Raw genomic sequence first — 21,504 nt, forward strand, 5'->3', positions numbered from 1 at the left:
AGCGGAATGCGATCGGCGATGCTGGTCACCGCTGTGCTGGTTCAGTGGCGCCCGCTCGCCGCGCTCTGGCTCCATGCGGTTCTGGTGCTGGGCGCGCTGGCCTTGGCGGTCTGGGAATTCGGCTTCGACTGGTGGCAGCCTGCTCCACGCGGCGTCGTCATCATCATCGCCTTCCGGCTGCTCACGCCGGGGTGGGTGAACCTCGTCGCCGGAAGCGATCGGCGTCTTCCCCCGTCGAGATGCGGAACCGAAATCACGCGGATATCGCCGTCAATGCCCGGAGCCCGCGCCCGCAGCCAGGCCATTGGCTACGATATCTTCGTAGAGGCGCTCGGCGTCAACGATCCTCTCCAGCCCAACCAGCGTATTGAAGGCGTCAAATGAGATCATGCGATCGGCCGCCTTTCCATACGTGCCAGTCGTCTTCAGTTCCGTGAAATAGAGCTCCAGCGCATGAGCCACCGCGTAGAGAACGTCCGCCTGCAGGTAGTAGGCGTAGCCCATCGCGGCGAGTTCCTCGCGCGGGATGAGCGGTGACTTGCCGCGGAACACCCAGTTGTACAACACTGGCCCGTCGATGAGGCGCGGGATGGATGCGGCCTGCTCCCGAGACACCGGCGCTTCCACGAAGATCACGTCCGCGCCGGCCTCCAGATAGCGGTTCCCTCGCTCGATGGCGGCCTCGAACCCGTCCGTGGCGATGGCATCGGTGCGTGCGAAGAGGAGGAAGCGCTCCGACTTCCGCGTATCCACGAAGGCCTTGATCTTGGCCTCGAACGCGCTTGCCGGCACGACGCGCTTGTTCTCCATGTGCCCGCACTTCTTCGGGAACACTTGATCCTCGAGATGGATCCCGGAGGCGCCGGTGCGCTCGACCTCGCTCACCAGCCGCATCACGTTGAGATAGTTCCCATATCCGTCGTCCCCATCCACCAGGACCGGGCGGGAGGTGCAGCCGACGATACGACGAACGGCGTCGAGGTTCTCGGTGAGCGTCAGAAGCCCGACATCCGGCATTCCGTGAGCCGAGCCCGAGATGTTGTAGCCACCGACATGCAGCCAGTCGAAACCCTTGGCATCGGCAATGCGGGCGCTGAGCCCGTCATAGACGCCGATGATCTGCTGAACGGTCGCGACGGGTTCATTCATGGACATGATCCTCAGCCATAGCAGCGCGCGATGAACGCGTCGGAGAATTTCCCGGATGCGCGGTCGCGCGCAATCAGCGCCGGGTCTCGCCCCGCCGGTGCTCCATAACCACCGGCGCCGGGCGTCTCGATCGCGATCGCCTGCCCCGGTCCGAAATCGACGCCCGCCGGCTTGCTTGGCAGTTCGGTTTCGCTTCCGTCGGGCTCGAAGCGCATGAAGCGACCGCTGCGCCCGTCCTGTCCGCCGAAGATGCCCCAGGGACGGCTGTCGAAACGCTCGCCGGAGCCGGAGAAGGTGCATGTGTGACCAATCGGGCTCAGCACGCGACGTATGGCGAGCCCGCCGCGGTAAGTGCCGGCGCCCCCCGAATCCTGTACGAGCCCGTATTCGATCACACGCAAGGGGTAATCCATTTCGATTGCTTCCACGGGCAGGTTGGAGGTGTTGGTGATGTGCACTTGGACACCGTCCTTGCCGTCATGCGTGCTGCGACCGCCGAATCCGCCGCCTAACGTTTCGAAATAGATGTAGCGCCGGCCGGTGGCGGGATCGATGCCGGTGAAGACGGCGGTGGTGTTCGCGCCATTCCCGGCGCCCACGGCCTTGTCAGGCACGGCCTCGGCCAATGCGCCGATCAGCGCATCGATGATGCGCTGGCAGGTGTGGGCCCGGTTCGCAACGGAGGCCGGAAACACCGCGTTGACGAGACTGCCCGCCGGTGCCGACCACTCGCAGACGTCGAGAACGCCCTGGTTGTTTGCCACCTCCGGGTCGAGCAGCGCCTTGATCGTGTAGGAGATGGCCGAAAGCGTTGCGCTGGGCGTGCAGTTGATGTTGCCGGCCGTCTGCGCAGCCGTCCCGGAGAAGTCGACGTGCAGGCGGTCGCCCGCGATCGTCACCTTGACCTCGATGGGCAGGGAGCGGTTGCCGCAGCCATCGTCGTCCATGACATCGCGGAAGCGGTAGATACCGTCGGGCAACTGGCCGATCGCATGGCGCATGCGGATTTCGGTCCGGCGAATGATCTCGCCAAATGCAGCTTCGAGAGTTCCAGACCCGTAACGGCCGATCACTTCGGCGAAGCGCCGCGCGCCGAGGCGAGCCGCGGCGATCTGGGCGTTGAGGTCGCCGCGGCGCTCTTCGGGAACGCGTGTGTTGAGAAGGATCAGGTCGTAGATGTCGCGATTGAGGTGCCCGGCGGAATAGAGCCTCACCAGCGGCACCCGCAGGCCTTCCTGGTAGATCTCCGTCATGCCGCCGCCCATGAGGCCCGGCGTCATCCCGCCGAAATCGGCGTGGTGGGCGATGTTGCAGACGAATCCGACGACCCTGCCTTTATCGAACACGGGCATCGCGACGTTGAGATCGGGGAGATGCGTGCCTCCGGCCTCGAAAGGATCGTTGGCGACGAACAGGTCGCCCTCGCGCATCTCCTCCAGCGGAACGCGTTTCAGCAGCACCTCCATCAGGCCCATCATCGAGCCGAGGTGGATCGGCAATGAATCCTTGGCCTGAACGACGAGCCTGCCCTTCGTGTCGGCAAGAGCCGTCGAGTGGTCCCGCCGTTCCTTGATGTTCTGAGAAAAGGCACTTTTCATCAGCGCGAGAAAGGATTCATCCACCACCGAACCGAGAGCATTGTGGATGATTTCGACAGTCACCGCGTCGATCGGCATATGCATGTTCATCGGGCTAGCTCTAGGAGAAGGTTCATCCCGGAATCCATGGTGGCAACGGTGCCGGGATGGACCAGCGTGGTCGTGTCCATCTGCTCTATGACTGCAGGACCCTTGACGACGTGGCCCGGCGCCAGGTCGGCCCTGTCGTAGATGGGCGTCTCGACCGCCCCGGACCGGCTGAACCAGACCGAACGTGTTTCGCGCGGCGTCGGGCGATCGGTCCGCAACTCGCGAGCTTCCGCCTCTCCGAGCCGATGAAGACCGCCACGCGCCACGCAACGGAAGTTGACGACTTCGATCGCCGCGGCCGGATCGTTGTGGCCGTAGTTCGCTTCGTGAATCGCGTGGAAGTCGTCGGAGAGCCGGTCGACGAGACTGTCCGCGCCGATCTCACGGATCCGCTCGGGCGACGCCTCGACGGACAGTTCATAATTCTGGCCGACATAGCGCAGGTCCAGCGACAAGGTCGTGCTGCGACGCTCGGGTGAGATTTCCTCGATCTCGAACCATCGTTCCGATTCCTCCAGCAGTTCCGCAGCGACCGCTCGGATCGCCGGCACCGAAGCCGCCACGAGCGGCATGCGGTTGGTGCGGACCATATTCTCCTTGAGGTCCGACACGACGATGCCCTGCGCGCACAAGATGCCGGGATGCGGCGGCACGATGACGCTGCCTATCGAGAGCGCCCGGGCCACATCCTCGGCATGCAGCGGTCCACCGCCGCCGAACGGCATCAGCGTGAAATCGCGCGGATCGTGGCCCCGCTCGACCGATACGGAGCGAATGGCCCGCACCATGTTGGCAACGACAATGTCGATGCAGCCCAGCGCGGCGTGTTCGAGCGACATGCCGAGGCGTTCCGCGATCGGCCGGAACGCATCGCGCGCGAGTTCGACCTCGAGGGGAACGCGACCGGCCAGCAGGCCGCGCGAAGACAGGCGACCGAGGATGAGATTGGCGTCGGTGACGGTCGGCTCAGTCCCGCCCAAGCCGTAGCAGGCTGGCCCCGGCTTTGCGCCGGCGCTGTATGGTCCCACCTTCAGCATCCCGCCAGTGTCGAACCATGCGATCGAGCCGCCGCCGGCACCGACGGCGTTGACGTCCACCATGGGAAGCCTGACCGGGAAGCCGCCGATCGAGCGATCGTAGGCTATACCCGCCTGACCCCGGCTGATCAGGCACACATCGGCGCTCGTTCCGCCCATGTCCAGCGTGATGACGTTGTCGGCACGCGAGTGGCGGGCGACGTGCGCGGCGCCGATGACGCCCCCGGCAGGACCAGACAGGGCCGTCCTCACCGGGAATCGGCGGGCCTGACGCACCGACATGAGGCCTCCCGAGGACTGGTTTATGCCGACGCTCGCTTCCGGCAGTTCATCGGCCAGCACGTTCTCCAGCCGTTCGAGATAGTGGTTCATGACCGGGACGAGATAGGCATTGAGCACCGTCGTCGACATGCGCTCGTATTCGCGGAACTCCGGCTGAACCTCGCTCGAAAGCGAGACCTCGATACCTGCCGCCTCGATGGCCGCTGCCAGCCTGCGCTCGTGCTCGGGATTCAGGAACGAGAACAGCAGACAGACGGCGCAGGATCTGACTCCGGACGCCTTCAGGGCCTCGACGATCTCATCGATGTCGCGGTCGGTGAGCGCGCGTATCACCGCGCCTTTCGCATCGACCCGCTCGGGAGCGGTCAGCCGCAATTCGCGATCGACGAGCGGAGCGGGATAGTCGAGGTTGAGGTCGTACATATGCGGGCGGGTCTGTCGCCCGATCTCGAGCAGATCGCGGAACCCCTCGGTCGTGACCAGCGCGATGCGACCGCCTTTGCGCTGGATGAGCGCGTTCGTCGCGACCGTGGTGCCGTGACAGATCCGGTCGATCTCATTGGCATCGGCAAGCCCGCGGGTCACGATTTCCCGAAGTCCGTCGAGAATGGCGTCGGCCGGATTGTCCGGAGTGGAAGAGAGCTTGAATACCTGCGACGCGCCCTTCCCGACATCGAGGATGTGGAAGTCCGTGAACGTACCCCCGACATCGACGCCAACGATCTTCATGTCCGCTCAATCCAAATTGTATTTTTCGTGCATATTTATTTCCATACACAATGTCAATCGGTCTCGCTGCCGTGCTGCGCGTGCGGTGTGGCGTTGGGAGCGTCGAGTGCGTATAGGTCGTCGGCATCGAGCGGAACTTTGGCTGCGAGACTGGGGATTTCCGGGTGCCGGCCAGCGGCAACCGGCCAACGCGATCGCGCAACGCACGAAAAATGCAAGGATCGGAAAAGGGATGGTGGAAACGACGAAGGACCGGCGCCCGAAAGGAACGGGCACCCGCTGGGCCTATGAGGAAATTCGCAACCAGATCCTGTCGCTTCAGCTCAAGCCTGGCGCTGATCTCGACGAACAGGTCCTGATCGGGATTCTCGGCGTCTCCCGGACTCCCATTCGTGAGGCGCTGATCCGGCTGGCTGCGGAAGGCCTCGTGGAGATGCTCCCGAATCGGGGCGCGCGGGTCTCGCGCGTCGACCTGTCGGGTGTGCGGGAGTTTTTCGAGGCGCTGGATGCCGCGCAGCGCATGGTGACACGGTGGGCGGCGCTGCGGCGCACGCAGCGGGATATCACGATCATCGATGCCGGGCGCCGCAGCTTCGAGAAGGCTGCCGCCGATGGCGACATCACCGGCATGATGGATACCAACCTCGCGTTCCACGAGGCGATCGGAACGGCCTCCGGCAATGCGCTCGTGGCGAAGCACTACGCGCAACTGCTCGCTCTGGGGCTGCGGCTTTCGCGCATCTCGCTCGCCTACGAAGGTACCGAAACCAGGCGCGATCAGCACATCGGCGCCATCGTGGAAGACCACAGGATCATGACCGGCCACATCGTGGCCGGAGATGCCGATGCCGCGGAGGAGACCGCGCGCGCCCACACCGAACTCTTCCGGAAGCGCGTGCTCGAGTACATGACGAGCAGCCTCGCCACCGACATGTCCTTCTGATCCGCTACCTGGTCAACCAGAGGGCGATTTCCGGAAAGACGACGAGGAGCACGGTCGCCAGGCACATCAGAAGGAAGAAGGGAAACGAGGCGCGCGCCACGCGCACGATGCTCTCGCCTGTCTGCGACTGCAGGATGAAGAGGTTGAACCCGACGGGAGGAGTGATTTGCGCCATCTCCACCATGACCACGAGGAAAATGCCGAACCATACGGGTCCCACCCCGCGCCGACCGCAAGCGGCAGGGTGATGGGCAGCGTCATGACCGTGATCGACGTTCCTTCCAGGAACATGCCGAGCATCAGGTAGAAAAGGGCCAGCATCGCGATCAGGCCATATGGGCCGAGGTCGAGGCTGCCGATGGCCCCTGCGATGGTCGCCGGGATGTGCAGATAGCCCATGGCCGTCGACATGAAGCTGGCGGCAATGAGAATCGAACACAACATCGCCGAGGTTACGACAGCCGCCTGGACCGATTCCGCGATGACCCGGACGCTGAACTGGCCGGTCAGCACGATCACGGCGAGGCTGACGCCGACGCCGACGGCGCCTGCCTCCGAAGGCGTGGCGATTCCCGAGTAGAGGACGCCCAGCACGCTGCCGATCAGCACGATCACGGGCGCAAGCGTGATCAGCCCGGCAACGTAGTCGCGGGCCGCGTAGCGCGGCTCGTCGACGGGAGTCGTGCCCTCGCGCCGGATGGCGACCAGCATGATGTAGAGCGAGTAGATGGCTGCGATCATCAGCCCGGGAACGACACCGGCGAGGAATAGCCTGGTGATCGAGACCTCGCCGAGCACACCATAGATGATCAGCACGACGGAGGGCGGGATCATGAGGCCCAGGCTTCCCGCGCCTGCGAGCGAGCCGATTGATATGTCACGCGCATAGCCCCGCTTCAGAAGCTCGCCCGTGGTGATCTTCCCCACGGTCGCCGTCGTCGCCGCGCTCGATCCGCTGACGGCGGCAAACAGCGTGCAGCCGAGGATGTTCACATGCAGCAGCCTGCCGGGCAGCAGCGAGACGAGAGGCGCCAGACCGTTGAAGAGCCGCCTCGAAATGTCGGTACGGAACATCAACTCGCCCATCCAGACAAACATCGGAATTGCCGAGAGCTCCCAGCGTGTGGCGGCCGACCATGTTACCGACTGCATGATGAAGCCGATGCGGTCGATCGAGAACCCCGCAAGCAGGTGGAGGCTCGTCACCCCGACGAGCAGCAGTGCGGCGAAAATCCAGATGCCGACCGTCAGATAGGCGAGCATGAGGCCGAGCACGGCCACCGCGGTAAAGACGGCTTCGAAACCCATCTGGTCAGGCGCTTTCGTGGTTGTCGCGGATAGGATTCCCGCCGCCGAGCAGGCGAAGCGCATAGGCCAGGAGCTGGATCATGAAGATCACGAGACCCGCCACGAAAACCGCCAACGGAAGCCACAGCGGCGTCTGCGCGAGCGTGTTGCTGCGCGTGCCTCGGGCATAGGCGGCCTCGATGGCAAGGAGGTGATAGCGGGACAGATAGAGGCAGAGTGCGAACACGAGGATCACCACCGCCAGCTCGACCCGGCGCTGGGCCGTAGTTCCGAGAAGACGCGTCAGCAGATTGACCCGGATCAGCCCGCCGGTATTCAGCGCATGACCGAGGCCCAGCATTGTCAGCGCTGCGACCTCGTAGCCGACGAACTCGTCCAGGACGAACGTCGATGTGTTGAAGAAGGCGCGCAGCACCATCTCCAGGATGGTGTGGCCGACCATTGCGACCAGCATGGTCCCGGCGATCAGGGCGGCGAATGCCGAAAGGATGGAAGCCGCACGATCGAGAGCCGTCATGGTCGCACTCCGCATGAATGAGTGCCGCGGATGTACCGCGGCCCCATCGCGTCGGTCTAGCGACCGGCCCTCTTCTGGAAATCGTCGATGATCGACTGACCCTTGCTGCCGATCTCGGCGACCCATCCGTCGCGAGCCTTTTTGCCGCCTGCAATCAGCGCGGCCATGTAGTCGTCCGCGAGCCCGCTCACGACGGTCACGCCCTTCTCCTTCATCAGGGCATAGTTCTGTTTGGTCCTGTCGGCGAGCGCGGCCCAGGCAAACTCCTCCGCCGCCTTGGCGGCATCCATCACTGCCGTCTTCTGCTCATCGGACAGGCTGTCGAACTCCGTCTTGTTGAGCGTGGCCATGCTCAGGGGCATGGCGTAGTTGATCTCGGTGAAGTGGTTCAGGTGATCCCAGAACTGAGCGCCGACTCCGCCCTCCGCCGAGGTCAGCACGGCCTCGATGCCGTTTGCGGCCAACTGCGGGATCACGTCGCCCCATGCCAGCTGGACAGGGCTTGCCTGCAGCTCGGACATCGTGAGCGTCGAGTTCGTGTCGTAGCTGCGGATCTTCAGCCCCTTGAGAGCGTCGAGGCCGTCGATCGGCTTGTTGGCCCAGATGCCCGAGGGCGGCCATGGCGCGGTGTAGAGCAGCATCTGGTTGTTGGCTGCCAGCACCTCTTCATAAGCCGGACGGCCCGCTTCGTAGAGCAGCTTGGCTTCGCCGGAATTCGCCAGAAGAAAGGGAAGGCTCGAGAGCTTGAAGACGGCGTCGATACCGCCCCAGAAGGCCGTTGACGCATCGCCGATCTGGACCGCTCCCGTGCGCACGGCGTCGAAGACATCCTGAGATTTGTATCCCAACGCGCCGCCCATGTGCAGCGTCACCTCGATGCTGCCGCCACTCAGTTCCTTGACCTTGTCGGCAAAGACCTTGTCGGCCTGCCCCGGCAGCGAATTGGCCTGGTAGTCGTTGGAAAGATCCCATTTCACCGTATCCGCGAACGCGGTTCCGCCCAGCATCACGGTGGCGCCGATCAGCGCGGCGCCAATGAAAGATGTCGTCCTCGTCATCCTGAAGTGTCCTCTGGCTGGCAGCGTCGTAGGACGCCATTGATGATCCTTGCGGGACAAAATATGCACGAAAAATATTTGATGTCTACAAGATTGCGGACGAGCGGGGCCGGATCACCCCGAGCGTGCGCAGGCGGATCGTCGGACGTCCGCCTTGTGCACGCCCGCTGCTTCACGCTTTCGTTCTTGGCGCCGAGCGATCATGCAGACGAGGCTCGCCACAAGGTAGAACCACGGCGAAGCGAGCTTGGCCGATGCCTCGCGGGTCAATAGGGGGCAAGGTGACGCGCGGTCTCCGAAGGTCGGCGCTCCTGCACCATGCCGCCGGACATGACCCGCGCTGTATACCGTCTCAACCATCAGCGCCGTACTACACGTCCGCTGAACGCCGGTTGTTCGCGGCGTCGGTTTAGAACGCTTTGTCATCCTAGTATGGAAAACGGACCCACAACTCATCTGGCGGCGACTGGCACGAGGGCAGACCAATCGGCCGTCCCTTCGATGATCGACGGGCTTCTTGACCGGAAGCCGTTGAAATCCGGCTATCGCAGGCGACAAATCGGGCCGAGAGTAGCCGATCCAGACGGAAGAATCGCGCTGGCGACATAACAGATGTACCGTTTGTTACATTAATTGCCAAAATGAATAATCTGTGTATCGTGATGTCACGACAGGTTACGCCTGTGGCCGCTCCATCAAGGCACTGCGCCCGACGCGATCGATTCCTGGGAGATCCATTCATACGACTTGCCAATCAAGGCTCATTTTTACCCCTTCGGTGGTTCGATCCGAAGAGCTGCTGACGGTTGGCGATCCGGCCTTATCCTTAGATGTAGCCGGAGTGTTGCCCAGAACTAAAATAGGTATTTGGGGTGTATTTATTATACGCCCTTCAGGGAGGACGTTTAATGCGGAAGATTTCTGGCAACCGCTATCTGGCGGAGGCATTAAGGTCTTACGGGGTCGATTATTTTTTCCACATGCCCGCGCTACTAATGCCTGCTTTCGCAGAAATGCACGGTATGGGCATTACTCTACTTTCCGCCCATAGTGAAAAGGCGGCTGCATACATGGCCGACGGGTACTCGCGCGTCAGCAACAAAGTGAGCGTCGTAGGCGCGCAATACGTCGGTGCAGCCAATCTGGCTGCCGGATTGCAAGACCCGTGGCTCGGCCGGTCGCCGGTTCTGGCGATGACCGGTGGGCCTGCGCGAGGCTTGCGGAACAAGCATGTCTATCAAGAGATAGACGCTCTTCAAATGTACGATGCAGTTACGAAGTTCAATGTGTCAGTCGAGAGCGTGAATCGTCTCCCGGACCTTCTTCGGCAAGCTTTCCGAGCGGCGACGACCGGTGTGCCCGGGCCAGTACATCTGGAAATCCCGGGACATCTCGCCGACCTCGATGGGGAGTTTACACTCGATGGTGGACTTCCCGTATCCGAGGCCCGCTTCGCCAGCTTTCCCGCCTTTCGGCCGGAGCCCGACATGGTCGCGGTGCGCGAAGCAGTAGAGCTTCTGAAGGCGGCGAGACGGCCCATCATTGTTGCAGGCGGTGGCGTGACGGCATCCGGAGGCGAACGGGCGCTCCAGGAATTCGCCGAGCTGATGAAAATTCCGGTGGCGACATCGCTCAACGGCAAAGGGGCGATTCCCGAGCGACACGAACTCGCTTGTGGGGTCGTCGGTACCTATCCGCGCATGTCCGCCAACCACACCGTCAACGAAGCGGACGTGGTGTTCTTCGCCGGTGCTCAGGCTGGTAGCCAGGTCACCAACATGTGGAAGAGCCCGGTCCCCGGGGCGACTAAGGTTATTCAGCTCAACATCGATCCAGCCGAGCTGGGACGCAATTATCCCAATGACGTCAGTCTGTTGGGCGACGCCAGGACGACGTTGCAGCGCATGATCGAGGTGGCCGAACCTGTTGGCGGAAGGGATGAATGGCTCGGGCGCGCCAAACAGCTTGCAGACGACTGGCGCCGCGACAATGAACCGAGAATGTCCTCCGGTGCGACACCTATCCGTCCGGAGCGCCTGGTCCGTGAGATCGAAAACACACTGCCCGATGACGGCATCTTTGTAGTCGACACCGGTCACGCCGGGATGTGGGCCGCTGCGATGTTCGACATCAAACCTGGTCAGAAATTCCTTCGGGCCGCCGGATCTCTGGGTTGGGGCTATCCTGCCTCGCTTGGCGCAAAATGCGCCGCACCGGATCGCCCGGTTGTTTGTTTCACCGGAGACGGCGGCTTCTATTACCATCTGTCCGAGTTGGAGACGGCGTTGCGCTACGGCATAAACACCGTGACGGTCGTCAACAACAACCATTCGCACAATCAGGAGTACGGTTCGATGAACCGTGCTTACAAGGGCAACCAGACCCCGGACGCCATCAGGATGTGGCAGTTCGACAAGCGGGTGAATTTCGCCGACATCGCGAAGGGCTTCGGGTGCGAGGGGATCCGTGTGGAAGATCCTGGCGACGTTGCCGACGCACTCAAACATGCTCTCTCTCTGGATAAGCCGGTCGTGGTTGATGTTCTGACGGATATCAAGGCGATGGCTGACAGGCCCTAGGCGGGGGATCGTCTGATGCAGGAGATCCAGCGGACCTGGTTTCGGACATTTCCGAACGTGCGTGCCTGGCGCTCGGTCATCCGATCGGGCGCCGACGGGAGGAGTATCCAAAATGCGGGATGACAAACCGACAGAACGACCTCGCGGGGCCGCGCGCATTCTCGGCTGGGCGGTGAATGGCGGTGGCGTGATCGCTGCCGGTGCGACCTTGATTCTCATGGTGCACATCATCGTCGACGTGGCGATGCGATATCTCGCCAATGCGCCGCTGCCGGGGACGATCGAAGTCGTTTCCTACTGGTGGATGGTGCTCATAATCTTTCCCGCCGTCGCCCTGACCCAGCGGAGACGTGAGCATATCGACGTCTCCCTCATGATCGAGCTGATGCCCGATCTGCATCGCAAGCTTTCGGAGATCGCGGCACGGTTGGTGAGCATCGTCCTGGTGCTGCTCTTGGCTTGGTATGGCTGGTTCTACGCGCTTGATCAGATGGAACGTGGCGAAGTTGCCATGGGGACGGTGACGGTCCTGATCTGGCCAGCGCGGTTTGCGATTCCGCTGGGCATGTTGTTGCTTGCCCTCCAACTGACGGAGGATCTCATCGCGAGCATTCGCAGCTTGAGAGAAGAGCCTCCCCATGAGTAATCCCGAAAGCCTGAGACGAGAAGCTGTCGATGAGATGAATGTTTCTGTGCATGGCAGTGGCCGTAAGTCGGCCGTGCATGGGATGATTCTCCCGTTGCTTCTGGTGTTGCTGGTGGTTTGTCTTTATTTCACGGTAGCGCCTGGTATTCCTCGCGAAATGCGCGGGCTGAGTGGCATCGGCGTGATGCTGGTGCTGATGAGTTTCGGCATACCGATCGCCGTCACCATGGCGATTACGGGTGGGATCGGCGTGTGGGCGCTCCGGGGGGCACCCGCGGTGATATCCGCTTTCGAGAACCTGCCGCATCACGCTGCTGCGAGCTGGACTTTTTCGGTGATACCCATGTTCATTCTCATGGGCATCATCCTGTGGCGTTCCGGGGTGAGCAACCACGTGTTCGCAGCAGCTCGGGCGTGGTTGAACTGGTTGCCGGGCGGGCTTGCCGTTGCGACGAATTTCGCCGGCGCGGGACTTGCTGCGGCAAGTGGCTCGACGCTTGGAATCTCCTTCGCGCTTGCACGCATCGCCGTGCCCGAAATGCTCAAATCTGGCTACGACCGCGGACTTGCGTCGGGGGTCGTCATCATGGCGGGGACGCTGGGTCAGCTCATACCGCCCAGTATCCTTCTGGTTATCTATGCCGGTGTGGCGGAAGTACCTGTCGGACCGTTGCTGATCGCGGCCGTGGTACCCGGCTTCATGACGGCCTTTGCCTATGGGGCGATGATCATTCTTCGCGTAGCGGCCAATCCAAAGCTCGCCCCGAAATCGACCGAGATTGTGCCGCTGCGGGAACGCATTCGATTGCTCGGCAATGTATGGCCACTGCCATTGCTGATCATGATCATCATTGGCGGACTGTTTTCGGGGGTGTTTACAGCAACCGAAGCGGGTGCCTACGCGGCCGGGGCGGCGATAATCATTGCGTTCATCTTCTCAGGCCGAAAGGCTGCGGGGCAGATCGGGCAAGCGCTGATGGACGCGGCGTCCGCGATCGCTTCGATCCTGTTCCTGATCGTGGGTGTGACGCTGCTGAACAGGTTCCTCGCGCTGAGCGGACTGCCGTTCGCAATGTCCGAATTCATCGACTCGCTCGGGCTCGGACGCGTCGAGTTTCTGATCGCGGTCATGTTTTTCTATCTGATCCTCGGCATGTTCATGGATCCGCTGGCGATCATGCTGCTGACGATACCGATTTTTGCGCCGACGCTGGAAACGCTGGGCATCGACCTGCTGTGGTACGGCATCTTCGCCGTCGCCATGGGTGAGTTGGCGATCGTCACACCGCCTGTCGGCATCCTCTCTTACCTGGTTCACAAATTGATCAATGACAAATCGGTCCTGGGAGATTCCAGGCCGATCTCTTTGGGTGAAGTATTCGGAGGCTTGGGCTGGTTTGTGGCAACCCAGCTCCTGATCCTCGTCATCCTCATATTCTTCCCGGAAATTGTGGAGTGGCTACCTGCCCTTTCGAAGGCTGCGTAGCCAAGCCGGTCGTGGTCAGGGATGACCGGTTCATATCCGTCTTGTTGGCCCACAATAAGCGAACCTGAGGTGAAACCGCCGACCTAATGCGGCACAAACAAGGAGGAGAAACTCAATGAAAAATACCACAATCTTACGATGCGGCAGGACTCTGTTGGGAGGCGCACTGGCTCTCGGCATTTCGGTCACCGCAATAACGCAAGTTTTCGCGGAAGACGCCGCGATGGACGTGCCGGTCTACGAGGGCGTCGAGGCACTGGACAGCATCAAGCTGACCTATGCCCAGTACAGCGCTGCGGCGCAAAGCCCGCACGTGCAGGCGTTCGCCGACTATGTGAACAAGGCATCGGGCGGAAAGATAGAGATCGAGGTTTTCTGGGCCAGTGCGCTGATGTCCGCGTCGGAATCCGCCAAAGGTATCGCCGCTGGTCTGGCCGATCTCGGGAGCGCGCTTCCAGTCTACACGCCGGCCGACTTCCCGGTGACGAACTGGCTCAATGCGCTCTCCAACCAGTTTCCTCCGGGCCAACCGTACGGCAAGCTGGTCTCCGGAGGGGCGAACAGTGAATTTCACGTGCTCAATGATGACGTGCGGCGCGAATACGACAAGAACGGGCTGCATATTCTAGGCGCAGCCGGCGGCGCGGCTTACGATATGATGTGCAACAAGCCGGTTGCGGATCTGGAACAGGCCAAGGGCAAGCGCGTGCGCAGTCCCAATCAGGCATTCGCCAGGGAAGTCGAAGCGCTCGGCATGGTCGCTGTTCCGATCGTGATCTCGGAAGTCTACGAGGCCTACAGCCGCGGCATCATCGACTGCGTCATCCTTTACCCCTGGGGCTACAATTCATATGGGCTGACGGGCGTCGGCGGCGACAACTACTGGATCCGCATTCCGCTGTCAGGCTGGATGGCAACTCTGGCGCTCGTCAACAAAGGCGTATGGGACGGCCTTCCTCCGGTTGCCCAGCGCATCTTGACCGACGGCTACGCGACCCTGCTGGAGGTCGATGCCGCGCAAACACTTGCAGGCACGGTGAAGTTCGGCGATTCCGTCCGGGAGGGTAAAGTCCAGGTCCTGGAAATCTCGGACGATATGATGGCAGCATTGAAGGCACATCAGGCAAAAATCGTCGCAGAATTGGCAGCGAATGCACCGGAAGGCGTCACCGATCCCCAGCAGGCGATCGATCAGTTCATGGAACTGATGAAGAAGTGGAGCGACATCGTCTCGAATGATTTGGGCATTCCAGCCGAGTCAGCCGATGCAAATGAAGTGAACGACGCGTGGCACGAAGACCATACGGCTGAACTGAGAGCTTATCAGCAGCGCGTTTCGAAAGAACTTGCCGCAGCATATGCGGCTGCCGAATAGGCCGACCTTCTCTGCCCGAGCCGCCTTCTTGCGGTTCGGGTTCAGTGTTCGGCCGGGCCGTGTCAGGCCCGCGTCCGGCGCCAGGTGATACCGATATTTCCCCCATCCCAGTCGATCGGTGAAGGTTCCAGTTGGATCCCGACGCTGTCCAGGCGGGCCAAGTTGATGCCTTTTGATGACCTTTCAGGCGCGCTGTCGAAACAGCGATGGACATTGGAGTAACGATGAAACGGAAGGTAATTCTGACTTGCGCGGTGACGGGCGGCGGAGCGATTGGCCCAAAAGGCAAATACGTGCCCATTACACCCGAACATATTGCTTCGGAGGCGGTGGCCGCCGCCAAGGCTGGCGCAGCCTCCGTTCACATTCACGTTCGCGATCCCGAGACCGGCGCCCCATCCATGGCGTTGGCTCTCTATGAGGAAGTCGTTGAGCGTATCCGGGCCAGCGGCGTCGATGTGCTTATCAATCTGACGGGAGGTGTCGGCGGAACCTACATCCCCTCCCTGGAGCCGGGCAATCCAATAAAGGAAGTTCTATCTCCATACCTGCGTACGCAACACATCAAGAAGTTGAGGCCGGATATCTGTACCCTCGATATCACGACAATGAATTTTGGAGAGAACGCTGTTGTAAATACTCCGGCCCATCTGAGGATAATGTCGAAGATCATACAGGAAGCCGGCGTCAAGCCCGAGCTCGAGGTTTTCGATCTTGGCCAGATCGATCTTGCGAACCGTCTTTTGGCCGCGGGAGAGTTGCCCGCGCCGCCGTTTTTCCAGTTCTGTCTCGGAATTCGCGGCGGAGCACCCGCTACCACCGAGAGCATGGTCATGATGCGCTCGCTTTTGCCGCAAAACACCCTTTGGTCGGCTTTTGGGATCGGACGCGCCCAATTTCCCATGATTGCGCAATCCGTGATCCTGGGAGGGCACTGCCGTGTGGGATTGGAGGACAACCTCTATCTTGAACGGGGCGTGCTGGCCGAAGGCAACGTCCCTCTGGTCGAACGAGCGGTGACGATTATCGAGGCGCTTGGATGCGCGGTTGCGACCCCCGCGGAAGCACGCGAGATTCTTTCGCTCGAGAGCGTATAGCCGGATATGGACGGGGAAACAGAAGGAGTAGATGAAGCGCCGGCCACCGATTTCCTACCTTCGAATGAGGGGTGGACTCTGATATCCGACAACAGATTCGCGGATATGGTTGCAGATCTGTGGATCAAGCAGACGGGCGAGGACCTGAGCGTGGGAATGATTCGCGAGGAACGCCACGACAACGGCACTGGCACGATACATGGCGGGATGATTTGCACCCTGGCTGATATAGGTCTGGGGAAAATGGTTCGCCTGCGGCGTAACCGGGACCGGCCACTGGATGCCCCCGGAATTGCTAGCGCCACCATACAACTCGACGTGAATTTTTGTGGGCGGGTCGGTCGTGGTGATTTCGTTTACAGCAGGGCCATCATCAAATCGATGAGCCGGTCGTTGACCTTCGCTCAAGGCGAACTGCGCGTCGGCGACCGCACCGTCGCCATCATGCAGGGCGTTTTCAAGGTGATTGACGGCAAGCGAGCGGTTTGAAACGCAAATCCCTGCATTTCCTCCTTCGGCGATAGCAGCGCGGGCGCAGCTTCGACGAACGGTTCGATCAGGTGCCGCACGAAGCTGGCATGATCGTCCGGTGCCCCGGGAAAAGGGTCGAGGAGGCGCGCCATGGCTCGCTGCTTGTCTTGCGCGTCCCGGATCGCGGAACTGGCGCAGAGCGCTTCCTCGGCGAGGTCGGGGCTGGGCTCCTTTTTCGAGAACGCATGGCGAGCGATCGTGATGGCGGTTGTCGCAATTCTCAAAAAGTCGGAGGCGTATTGACCCACAGCAGGATGGTCGTCGTCTGGCCCGGGTTCAGCCAGGCGTGTCTCAACGTACTCGGGAAATAGATGCTTTCACCCTGGCCGAGATTGTGCTGCTTGTCGCCCTGGATGGTGATCTGGAACTGTCCGAACAGGACGTAGATGAATTCCTCGCCGTCGTGGTCGTAGGCGCCATGGCTGCCGATACCGGGCTCGATGTACCAGCGCTGGCAGTCCATCATGGTCTTGCCTGAGGCCATCTGTTCGATCCGCAGACCCGAGCCGAGCGTTGGCTGCAGAACCCCTCCCGACTTCGGCGTTATCACCGTTTGCTGGCCCGCCATGGTATCCTCGGCCATCAGCTCGGTCAGGGTCAGGCCGTAATAGGATGCCAGCGCCTTCGTTTCGGGAATGCCGCCCAGCGACGTGCGCTCGATCGATGCAAGCACCTTCTGGTCGATGCCGGTGCGGCCGGATAGCTCGCGTAGCGTCAGTTTGGCCGCCTGGCGCAGACGGCGCAGGCGGTCTCCCACCGTGCTGACCGTTTCGCTCGGCTCGGGGGCAGGGCCCGCGGGGACGATCGCCGATCTCAGCGCGGTGATGCTGAGGCCCTGGATCTTGCGCAGGCGCTGGATGTTCTGCGCCTCCGCGACATGGCGCTGTTCGAACTGGCGGTGGCCCGTCGCGGTCACATGCGGAGTAAGGAGATTCTGGTCGCACCAGTAGCGCAGGGTGCTGACCGGGATGCCGGTCAGCCGGCTCAGATCCGAGATCCTCAGGACCGCTTTCGAGCCGGCGCCGCTGCCGGAATCTTCAACATCGTTGCTCATTTTTTGACCTGCATGGCGGGGATTCTATCTGCCACAGCCACTGGGCGATGTCAGGCGAGAAAAATTCAACAAATTAACTTGACATATTTTTTCAACCGTTCACTTTTGGTTGTCAAGCGCCGGGGACGGTCGCGCACGGAATACGCTAAAAAGTAGGAAGGACTGCTCGGATGTGGCGAGTTGGGATTGACGTTGGGGGAACTTTCACCGACCTTTTCGCTTGGAACGAACAGAATAACAACTACAAGACAGCTAAAGTTCTTACGACGAAAGACGACCGTTCACGCGGAGTTTTGCAGTCGATCGAAGCCGCCGGCATCGCCTTCGGCGACATTTCCCTCCTGATGCACGGCACGACCACGGCGACGAACGCGCTGATCGAACGCGACTTTCCCGACGCCGCCTTCATCACCACCGACGGGTTCCGCGACACGATCGAAATCGGACGCCAGCACCGCAAGGCGCTCTATGATCCCTACCAGACCAAGCCCAAGCCGCTGATCCGCCGTCGCCACCGTTTTGCGCTGGACGAGCGCATGGCGGTCACCGGCAAGGTTCGCCGGCCGCTGGACGTGGACGCCGCGAACAGGATCGCCGCCACGATTGCCGAGCGCGGGATCAAGGCGGTCGGGATCGGCTTCATCAACGCCTATGTGAACCCCGAGCACGAGCAGCAGATGCGCGACATCCTGCGCGAGCATGTGCCCGAGGCGCACGTGGTCATCTCGGCCGAGACGCGGCCGATCTTTCGCGAGCACCCGCGCTTCGTCACGACGGCGATCCGCGCCTGCCTGATGCCGGTGATGACCATCTATTTCGACCGGCTGAGCACGTCGCTCGCCGAAAAGGGATTTACCGGCACGCTGCTGATCCTGAAGAGCAATGGCGGTGTCATGGGGGCCGAGAACGCCAAGGAGCGCCCCGAGGAACTGATCGAATCCGGCCCGGCCGGCGGCGTCGCCTACGCTTCGTACCTGGCGCGCACCACGGGCTTTGGAAACATCATCCACACCGATGTCGGCGGGACCAGCTTCGACGCTTCGATCGTGGAGAACGGCGGCGGCCTGATCACCCGCAACTACGAGCTGGAATGGGAGGTGCCGGTCAGCGTTCCCATGCTCGACATCCACTCCGTGGGCGCGGGCGGCGGATCGATCGGATGGGTCGACGACGGCGGCTCGCTGCGCGTCGGTCCGCGAAGCGCCGGCTCCGAACCCGGCCCCGCCTGCTACGGCCGCGGCGGCCTCGAACCCACCATCACCGACGCCAACCTCGTGCTGGGGCGTCTCGATCCCACGCTGTCGAACAAGTTCTCGCTGGACGTGGCGGCGGCGGAAGCGGCCATCGACAGGCTCGCCGGCAAGATAGGCCTGACCCGGCTGCAGGCTGCCGAAGGCATGATCAAGATCTCCTGCGAGACCATGGCCCAGGCGGTGAAAGGCGTCGTCGTGGAGCGCGCCCGCGATCCTCGCGATTTCGTGCTGGCCAGTTTCGGCGGCGCGGGTCCGATGCACGCCTGTTTCGTCGCCCAGGCGATGAACATCCCCAAGGTGATCATACCCGGGCAGGCCGGTGTGGCCTCGGCATTCGGCGCCACGGCAATGAACGTCCGGCACGACGTCGAGGCTTTCCACTACGCCGATCTGGGCACCGTCAGTGTCGATGCCCTCAACCGGATCTACGAACAGCTCGAAGTGGAGGCGCGCGAGCGGTTGGCGCGCGACTCGGTACCCGCCGACAAGATCGAGATCGGCCGCACCGCGCAGATGCGCTACGTCGGCCAGACATATGAAGTCGACGTGTCGATCCGTTCGGGCAAGCTGGACAAGGACCACCTGCCGGAGATCGCCGAGGCATTCCATGCCGCGCATCGCCAGGAGTATGGCGTCAGTTCGGATGATTTCCCCATCGCTTTCGTCGCCCTGGGGGTGGTCGCCACGGGCGCGCTGACCGAGGCGCCTGTCTTCAACTTCGCTTCCGGCGCCAAGACCGAGGGCAGCCAGGACCGCAGCCGCAAGGTCTATTTCGAAGGCACCTGGGTCGACGCCGTCCTGAAGAACGCAGCCGATATCCTGACGGGCGAGACCATCCGCGGCCCGGCCCTCATAGAATATCAGGATTCCATCGCCGTCTTGCCGCCCGGCTGCGACGGCGAGGTCGACCCGCACGGCAACCTGATCGTCAGCATCTCGAACTGAGGAGAACCGGCATGGCCACTTCCAACCCGACCCAGAATGCCGTGACGGGCATCTCCGACCGGATCGATCCCGTCACCTTCGAAGTGTTGCGCAACAGCTTCGAATACGCCTGCACCCGCATGGCGACGATCATGCAGAGAACCTCGTTCTCGCCGATCCTCGCCGACATCCTGGACTTCTCGAATGCGATCTACGACGCGGACGCCAACCTGCTCGCCCAGGCCGCGAACTGCCCGGTGCATCTTGCGGCGATGAAGTTCAGTGCCGACGCGGCTCTGAAGCGCTTTCCCAAGGAGACGCTGAAGCCCGGCGACATCGTCGCCCTGAACGATCCCTATCAGGGTGGTACTCATATCAACGACATCACCTTCGTTATGCCGATCTTCCACGAGACCTTTCTCGTCGGTTTCGCGGTCAGCCGCGGGCACTGGATGGATCTGGGCGGCGGCGCGGCGGGAGGCATGTCGTTCTCGACCCACATCGCCGCCGAGGGGCTGCGCCTGCCGCCGATCAAGCTCTACGAGAACTACGTGATCAACGAGGATTTCCTCGCGATCATCATGAACAACACGAGGACGCCCTTCTACATCAAGGGCGACCTTCAGGCCCACCTCGGCGCGCTCAAGGCCGCCGAGGCGGAGGTCACCCGTGCGGCCGATCGCTACGGTCGCGATCTGGTGCAACTGGCGATGAAGGAACTGATCGCCTACACCGAGCGGATCGTCCGCAAGAGCATCGAGATCATTCCAGACGGCGTCTACGAGGCCGAGGATTTCGCCGATACGGACGGCTTCTCGCCGGATCCGATCAAGGTGAAGGTCAAGCTCATCATCGAGGGGTCCGACATCACGGTGGATTTCACCGGCTCGGATCCGATCGTGAAGGGCTCGATCAACTCGCCCTATGCCAACACCGCCTCGGCCGCCCTCTATTCGCTGCAGTTCTTCCTCGCGCCGCACGCGCCCTCGAATGCGGGAATGTTCGCGCCCATCAAGCTGGTCATCCCCGAAGGCACCTGGCTCAATCCGGTCTGGCCGGCGCCGACCATCGGCTGCACGACGCTGGCCTCGTCCAAGATCACCAGCGCGATCTGGCAGGCTCTCGCCAAGGCCATCCCCGAACGCGTGACGGGCTCGACCTGCTCGGAATGCAACTGGTTCGTCTCGACCGCAGTCGATCGCGCCAAGGGAATCGCGGGCGTGTTCTCCGATCTGCCGGCCGGCGGCTGGGGCGGTACGCCCTTCAACGACGGCATGAACGTGACGATGGACCCGCTGGGCAACTGCATGAACATGGCCGCGGAAACCGCGGAGCTCTTCTTCCCGATCGAATACGAGAGCTTCGACCTGCGCCAGGATTCGGCCGGCCCGGGGAAGTTCCGCGGCGGGTTGGGAGCCGTGTTCAAGGTCCGCTACCTCTGTGAGGGCGAGCTGAACATGGAAACCTCGCGCACCCGCCAGGGCAGCCCCGGCGTGAACGGCGGGGGCTTCAGCGCCGTCCAGCGCTCGAGCCACCTCTATCCGGATGGCAGTCGCCAGGTCATCGGCGGGCTCAGCCCCAACGGCGACTGGACCAGTCCCCTGCTGTCCGGCCACGCGTTCAATTATGACGAGCAGTTCCTGTTCGAAAGCACGGGAGGCGGCGGTTGGGGCAGACCCTCCGAGCGGCCCATCGACAAGGTGCTGGACGACGTGCTGGACGAATACATCTCGATCGACGCCGCGCGCCGCGACTACGGCGTGGTGATCGACCCGGCCACCATGACGGTGAACGAGGCCGAGACCGCCCGGCTGCGCAAGCTTCAGACATAACGCGGTGCAGCCCCGG

General features: G+C 62.2%; 16 protein-coding genes and 1 pseudogene. 10 read left to right on the forward strand and 7 right to left on the reverse strand.

All coding sequences use genetic code 11. The features are described 5' to 3' along the window. The first annotated feature begins 18 nt into the window (after nucleotides 1–18). Nucleotides 19–384 carry a hypothetical protein gene (locus ABGN05_RS28570; RefSeq protein WP_367957449.1) on the forward strand — a complete coding sequence of 122 codons (366 nt, stop codon included), beginning with the start codon at nucleotides 19–21 and terminating at the stop codon, nucleotides 382–384. Here ABGN05_RS28570 and ABGN05_RS28575 read toward each other — a convergent pair. The 3 genes from ABGN05_RS28575 to ABGN05_RS28585 are packed head-to-tail and all read right to left on the reverse strand — an operon-like array spanning nucleotide 271 to nucleotide 4,885. Beyond that, nucleotides 271–1,149, reverse strand: coding sequence for an isocitrate lyase/PEP mutase family protein (locus tag ABGN05_RS28575; RefSeq protein WP_367957450.1), 879 nt, complete (start codon nucleotides 1,147–1,149; stop codon nucleotides 271–273). The two genes, ABGN05_RS28570 and ABGN05_RS28575, sit on opposite strands and share 114 nt — an antisense overlap. Before the next feature lie 11 nt (nucleotides 1,150–1,160). Next, nucleotides 1,161–2,837, reverse strand: coding sequence for a hydantoinase B/oxoprolinase family protein (locus ABGN05_RS28580; protein ID WP_367957451.1), 1,677 nt, complete (start codon nucleotides 2,835–2,837; stop codon nucleotides 1,161–1,163). Then, nucleotides 2,834–4,885, reverse strand: coding sequence for a hydantoinase/oxoprolinase family protein (locus tag ABGN05_RS28585; RefSeq protein WP_367957452.1), 2,052 nt, complete (start codon nucleotides 4,883–4,885; stop codon nucleotides 2,834–2,836). Before ABGN05_RS28585 ends, ABGN05_RS28580 begins: the two co-directional genes overlap by 4 nt. A gap of 232 nt (nucleotides 4,886–5,117) precedes the next feature. Here ABGN05_RS28585 and ABGN05_RS28590 point away from each other — a divergent pair, with 232 nt between their 5' ends. Next, nucleotides 5,118–5,828, forward strand: coding sequence for a GntR family transcriptional regulator (locus tag ABGN05_RS28590; protein WP_367957453.1), 711 nt, complete (start codon nucleotides 5,118–5,120; stop codon nucleotides 5,826–5,828). Between the two features lie 4 nt (nucleotides 5,829–5,832). Here the strand turns inward: ABGN05_RS28590 and ABGN05_RS28595 are convergent. The 3 genes and pseudogenes from ABGN05_RS28595 to ABGN05_RS28605 all read right to left on the reverse strand — a co-directional run bounded on the left by ABGN05_RS28595 (nucleotide 5,833) and on the right by ABGN05_RS28605 (nucleotide 8,711). Next, nucleotides 5,833–7,199, reverse strand: a pseudogene (locus ABGN05_RS28595) (TRAP transporter large permease). Next, on the reverse strand, nucleotides 7,141–7,653 hold the full coding sequence (locus ABGN05_RS28600; RefSeq protein WP_367957454.1) for a TRAP transporter small permease subunit: 513 nt from the start codon (nucleotides 7,651–7,653) through the stop codon (nucleotides 7,141–7,143). The pseudogene ABGN05_RS28595 and the gene ABGN05_RS28600 overlap by 59 nt, the downstream one beginning before the upstream one ends. A gap of 56 nt (nucleotides 7,654–7,709) precedes the next feature. Then, nucleotides 7,710–8,711, reverse strand: a complete 1,002-nt coding sequence (locus tag ABGN05_RS28605; RefSeq protein ID WP_367957455.1) for a TRAP transporter substrate-binding protein — start codon at nucleotides 8,709–8,711, stop codon at nucleotides 7,710–7,712. A 908-nt stretch (nucleotides 8,712–9,619) separates the two neighbouring features. Between ABGN05_RS28605 and ABGN05_RS28610 the strand changes: the two genes are divergently transcribed. The 6 genes from ABGN05_RS28610 (at nucleotide 9,620) to ABGN05_RS28635 (ending at nucleotide 16,383) form a co-directional block, all read left to right on the forward strand. Beyond that, on the forward strand, nucleotides 9,620–11,290 hold the full coding sequence (locus ABGN05_RS28610) for a thiamine pyrophosphate-binding protein (protein ID WP_367957456.1): 1,671 nt from the start codon (nucleotides 9,620–9,622) through the stop codon (nucleotides 11,288–11,290). 112 nt (nucleotides 11,291–11,402) lie between these two features. Next, entirely contained in the window at nucleotides 11,403–11,936 is a 534-nt protein-coding gene (locus tag ABGN05_RS28615) for a TRAP transporter small permease (RefSeq protein ID WP_367957457.1), read from the forward strand. Beyond that, complete coding sequence (locus ABGN05_RS28620) at nucleotides 11,929–13,422, forward strand: TRAP transporter large permease (RefSeq protein WP_367957458.1); 1,494 nt, start codon at nucleotides 11,929–11,931, stop codon at nucleotides 13,420–13,422. The genes ABGN05_RS28615 and ABGN05_RS28620 overlap by 8 nt, the downstream gene beginning before the upstream one ends. Before the next feature lie 115 nt (nucleotides 13,423–13,537). Then, the gene (locus tag ABGN05_RS28625) at nucleotides 13,538–14,797 is read left to right on the forward strand and encodes a type 2 periplasmic-binding domain-containing protein (protein WP_367957459.1); all 1,260 of its coding nucleotides are present in this window, start codon (nucleotides 13,538–13,540) and stop codon (nucleotides 14,795–14,797) included. 224 nt (nucleotides 14,798–15,021) lie between these two features. Further along, on the forward strand, nucleotides 15,022–15,894 hold the full coding sequence (locus ABGN05_RS28630) for a beta-keto acid cleavage family enzyme (RefSeq protein WP_367957460.1): 873 nt from the start codon (nucleotides 15,022–15,024) through the stop codon (nucleotides 15,892–15,894). A gap of 105 nt (nucleotides 15,895–15,999) precedes the next feature. Next, complete coding sequence (locus ABGN05_RS28635) at nucleotides 16,000–16,383, forward strand: PaaI family thioesterase (protein WP_367957461.1); 384 nt, start codon at nucleotides 16,000–16,002, stop codon at nucleotides 16,381–16,383. 262 nt (nucleotides 16,384–16,645) lie between these two features. Here the strand turns inward: ABGN05_RS28635 and ABGN05_RS28640 are convergent, their stop codons facing one another. Next, a complete protein-coding gene (locus ABGN05_RS28640; RefSeq protein WP_367957462.1) occupies nucleotides 16,646–17,479 on the reverse strand; it encodes a MerR family transcriptional regulator in 834 nt (277 codons plus the stop codon). 170 nt (nucleotides 17,480–17,649) lie between these two features. Between ABGN05_RS28640 and ABGN05_RS28645 the strand changes: the two genes are divergently transcribed. Both ABGN05_RS28645 and ABGN05_RS28650 read left to right on the forward strand, forming a co-directional pair. Beyond that, nucleotides 17,650–19,677, forward strand: coding sequence for a hydantoinase/oxoprolinase family protein (locus ABGN05_RS28645; RefSeq protein ID WP_367957463.1), 2,028 nt, complete (start codon nucleotides 17,650–17,652; stop codon nucleotides 19,675–19,677). An 11-nt stretch (nucleotides 19,678–19,688) separates the two neighbouring features. Beyond that, nucleotides 19,689–21,488, forward strand: coding sequence for a hydantoinase B/oxoprolinase family protein (locus tag ABGN05_RS28650; protein WP_367957464.1), 1,800 nt, complete (start codon nucleotides 19,689–19,691; stop codon nucleotides 21,486–21,488). Nucleotides 21,489–21,504: the final 16 nt, after the last annotated feature.

Origin of the sequence: Aquibium pacificum (assembly GCF_040839445.1) — a bacterium.
Taxonomy (GTDB): domain Bacteria; phylum Pseudomonadota; class Alphaproteobacteria; order Rhizobiales; family Rhizobiaceae; genus Aquibium; species Aquibium pacificus.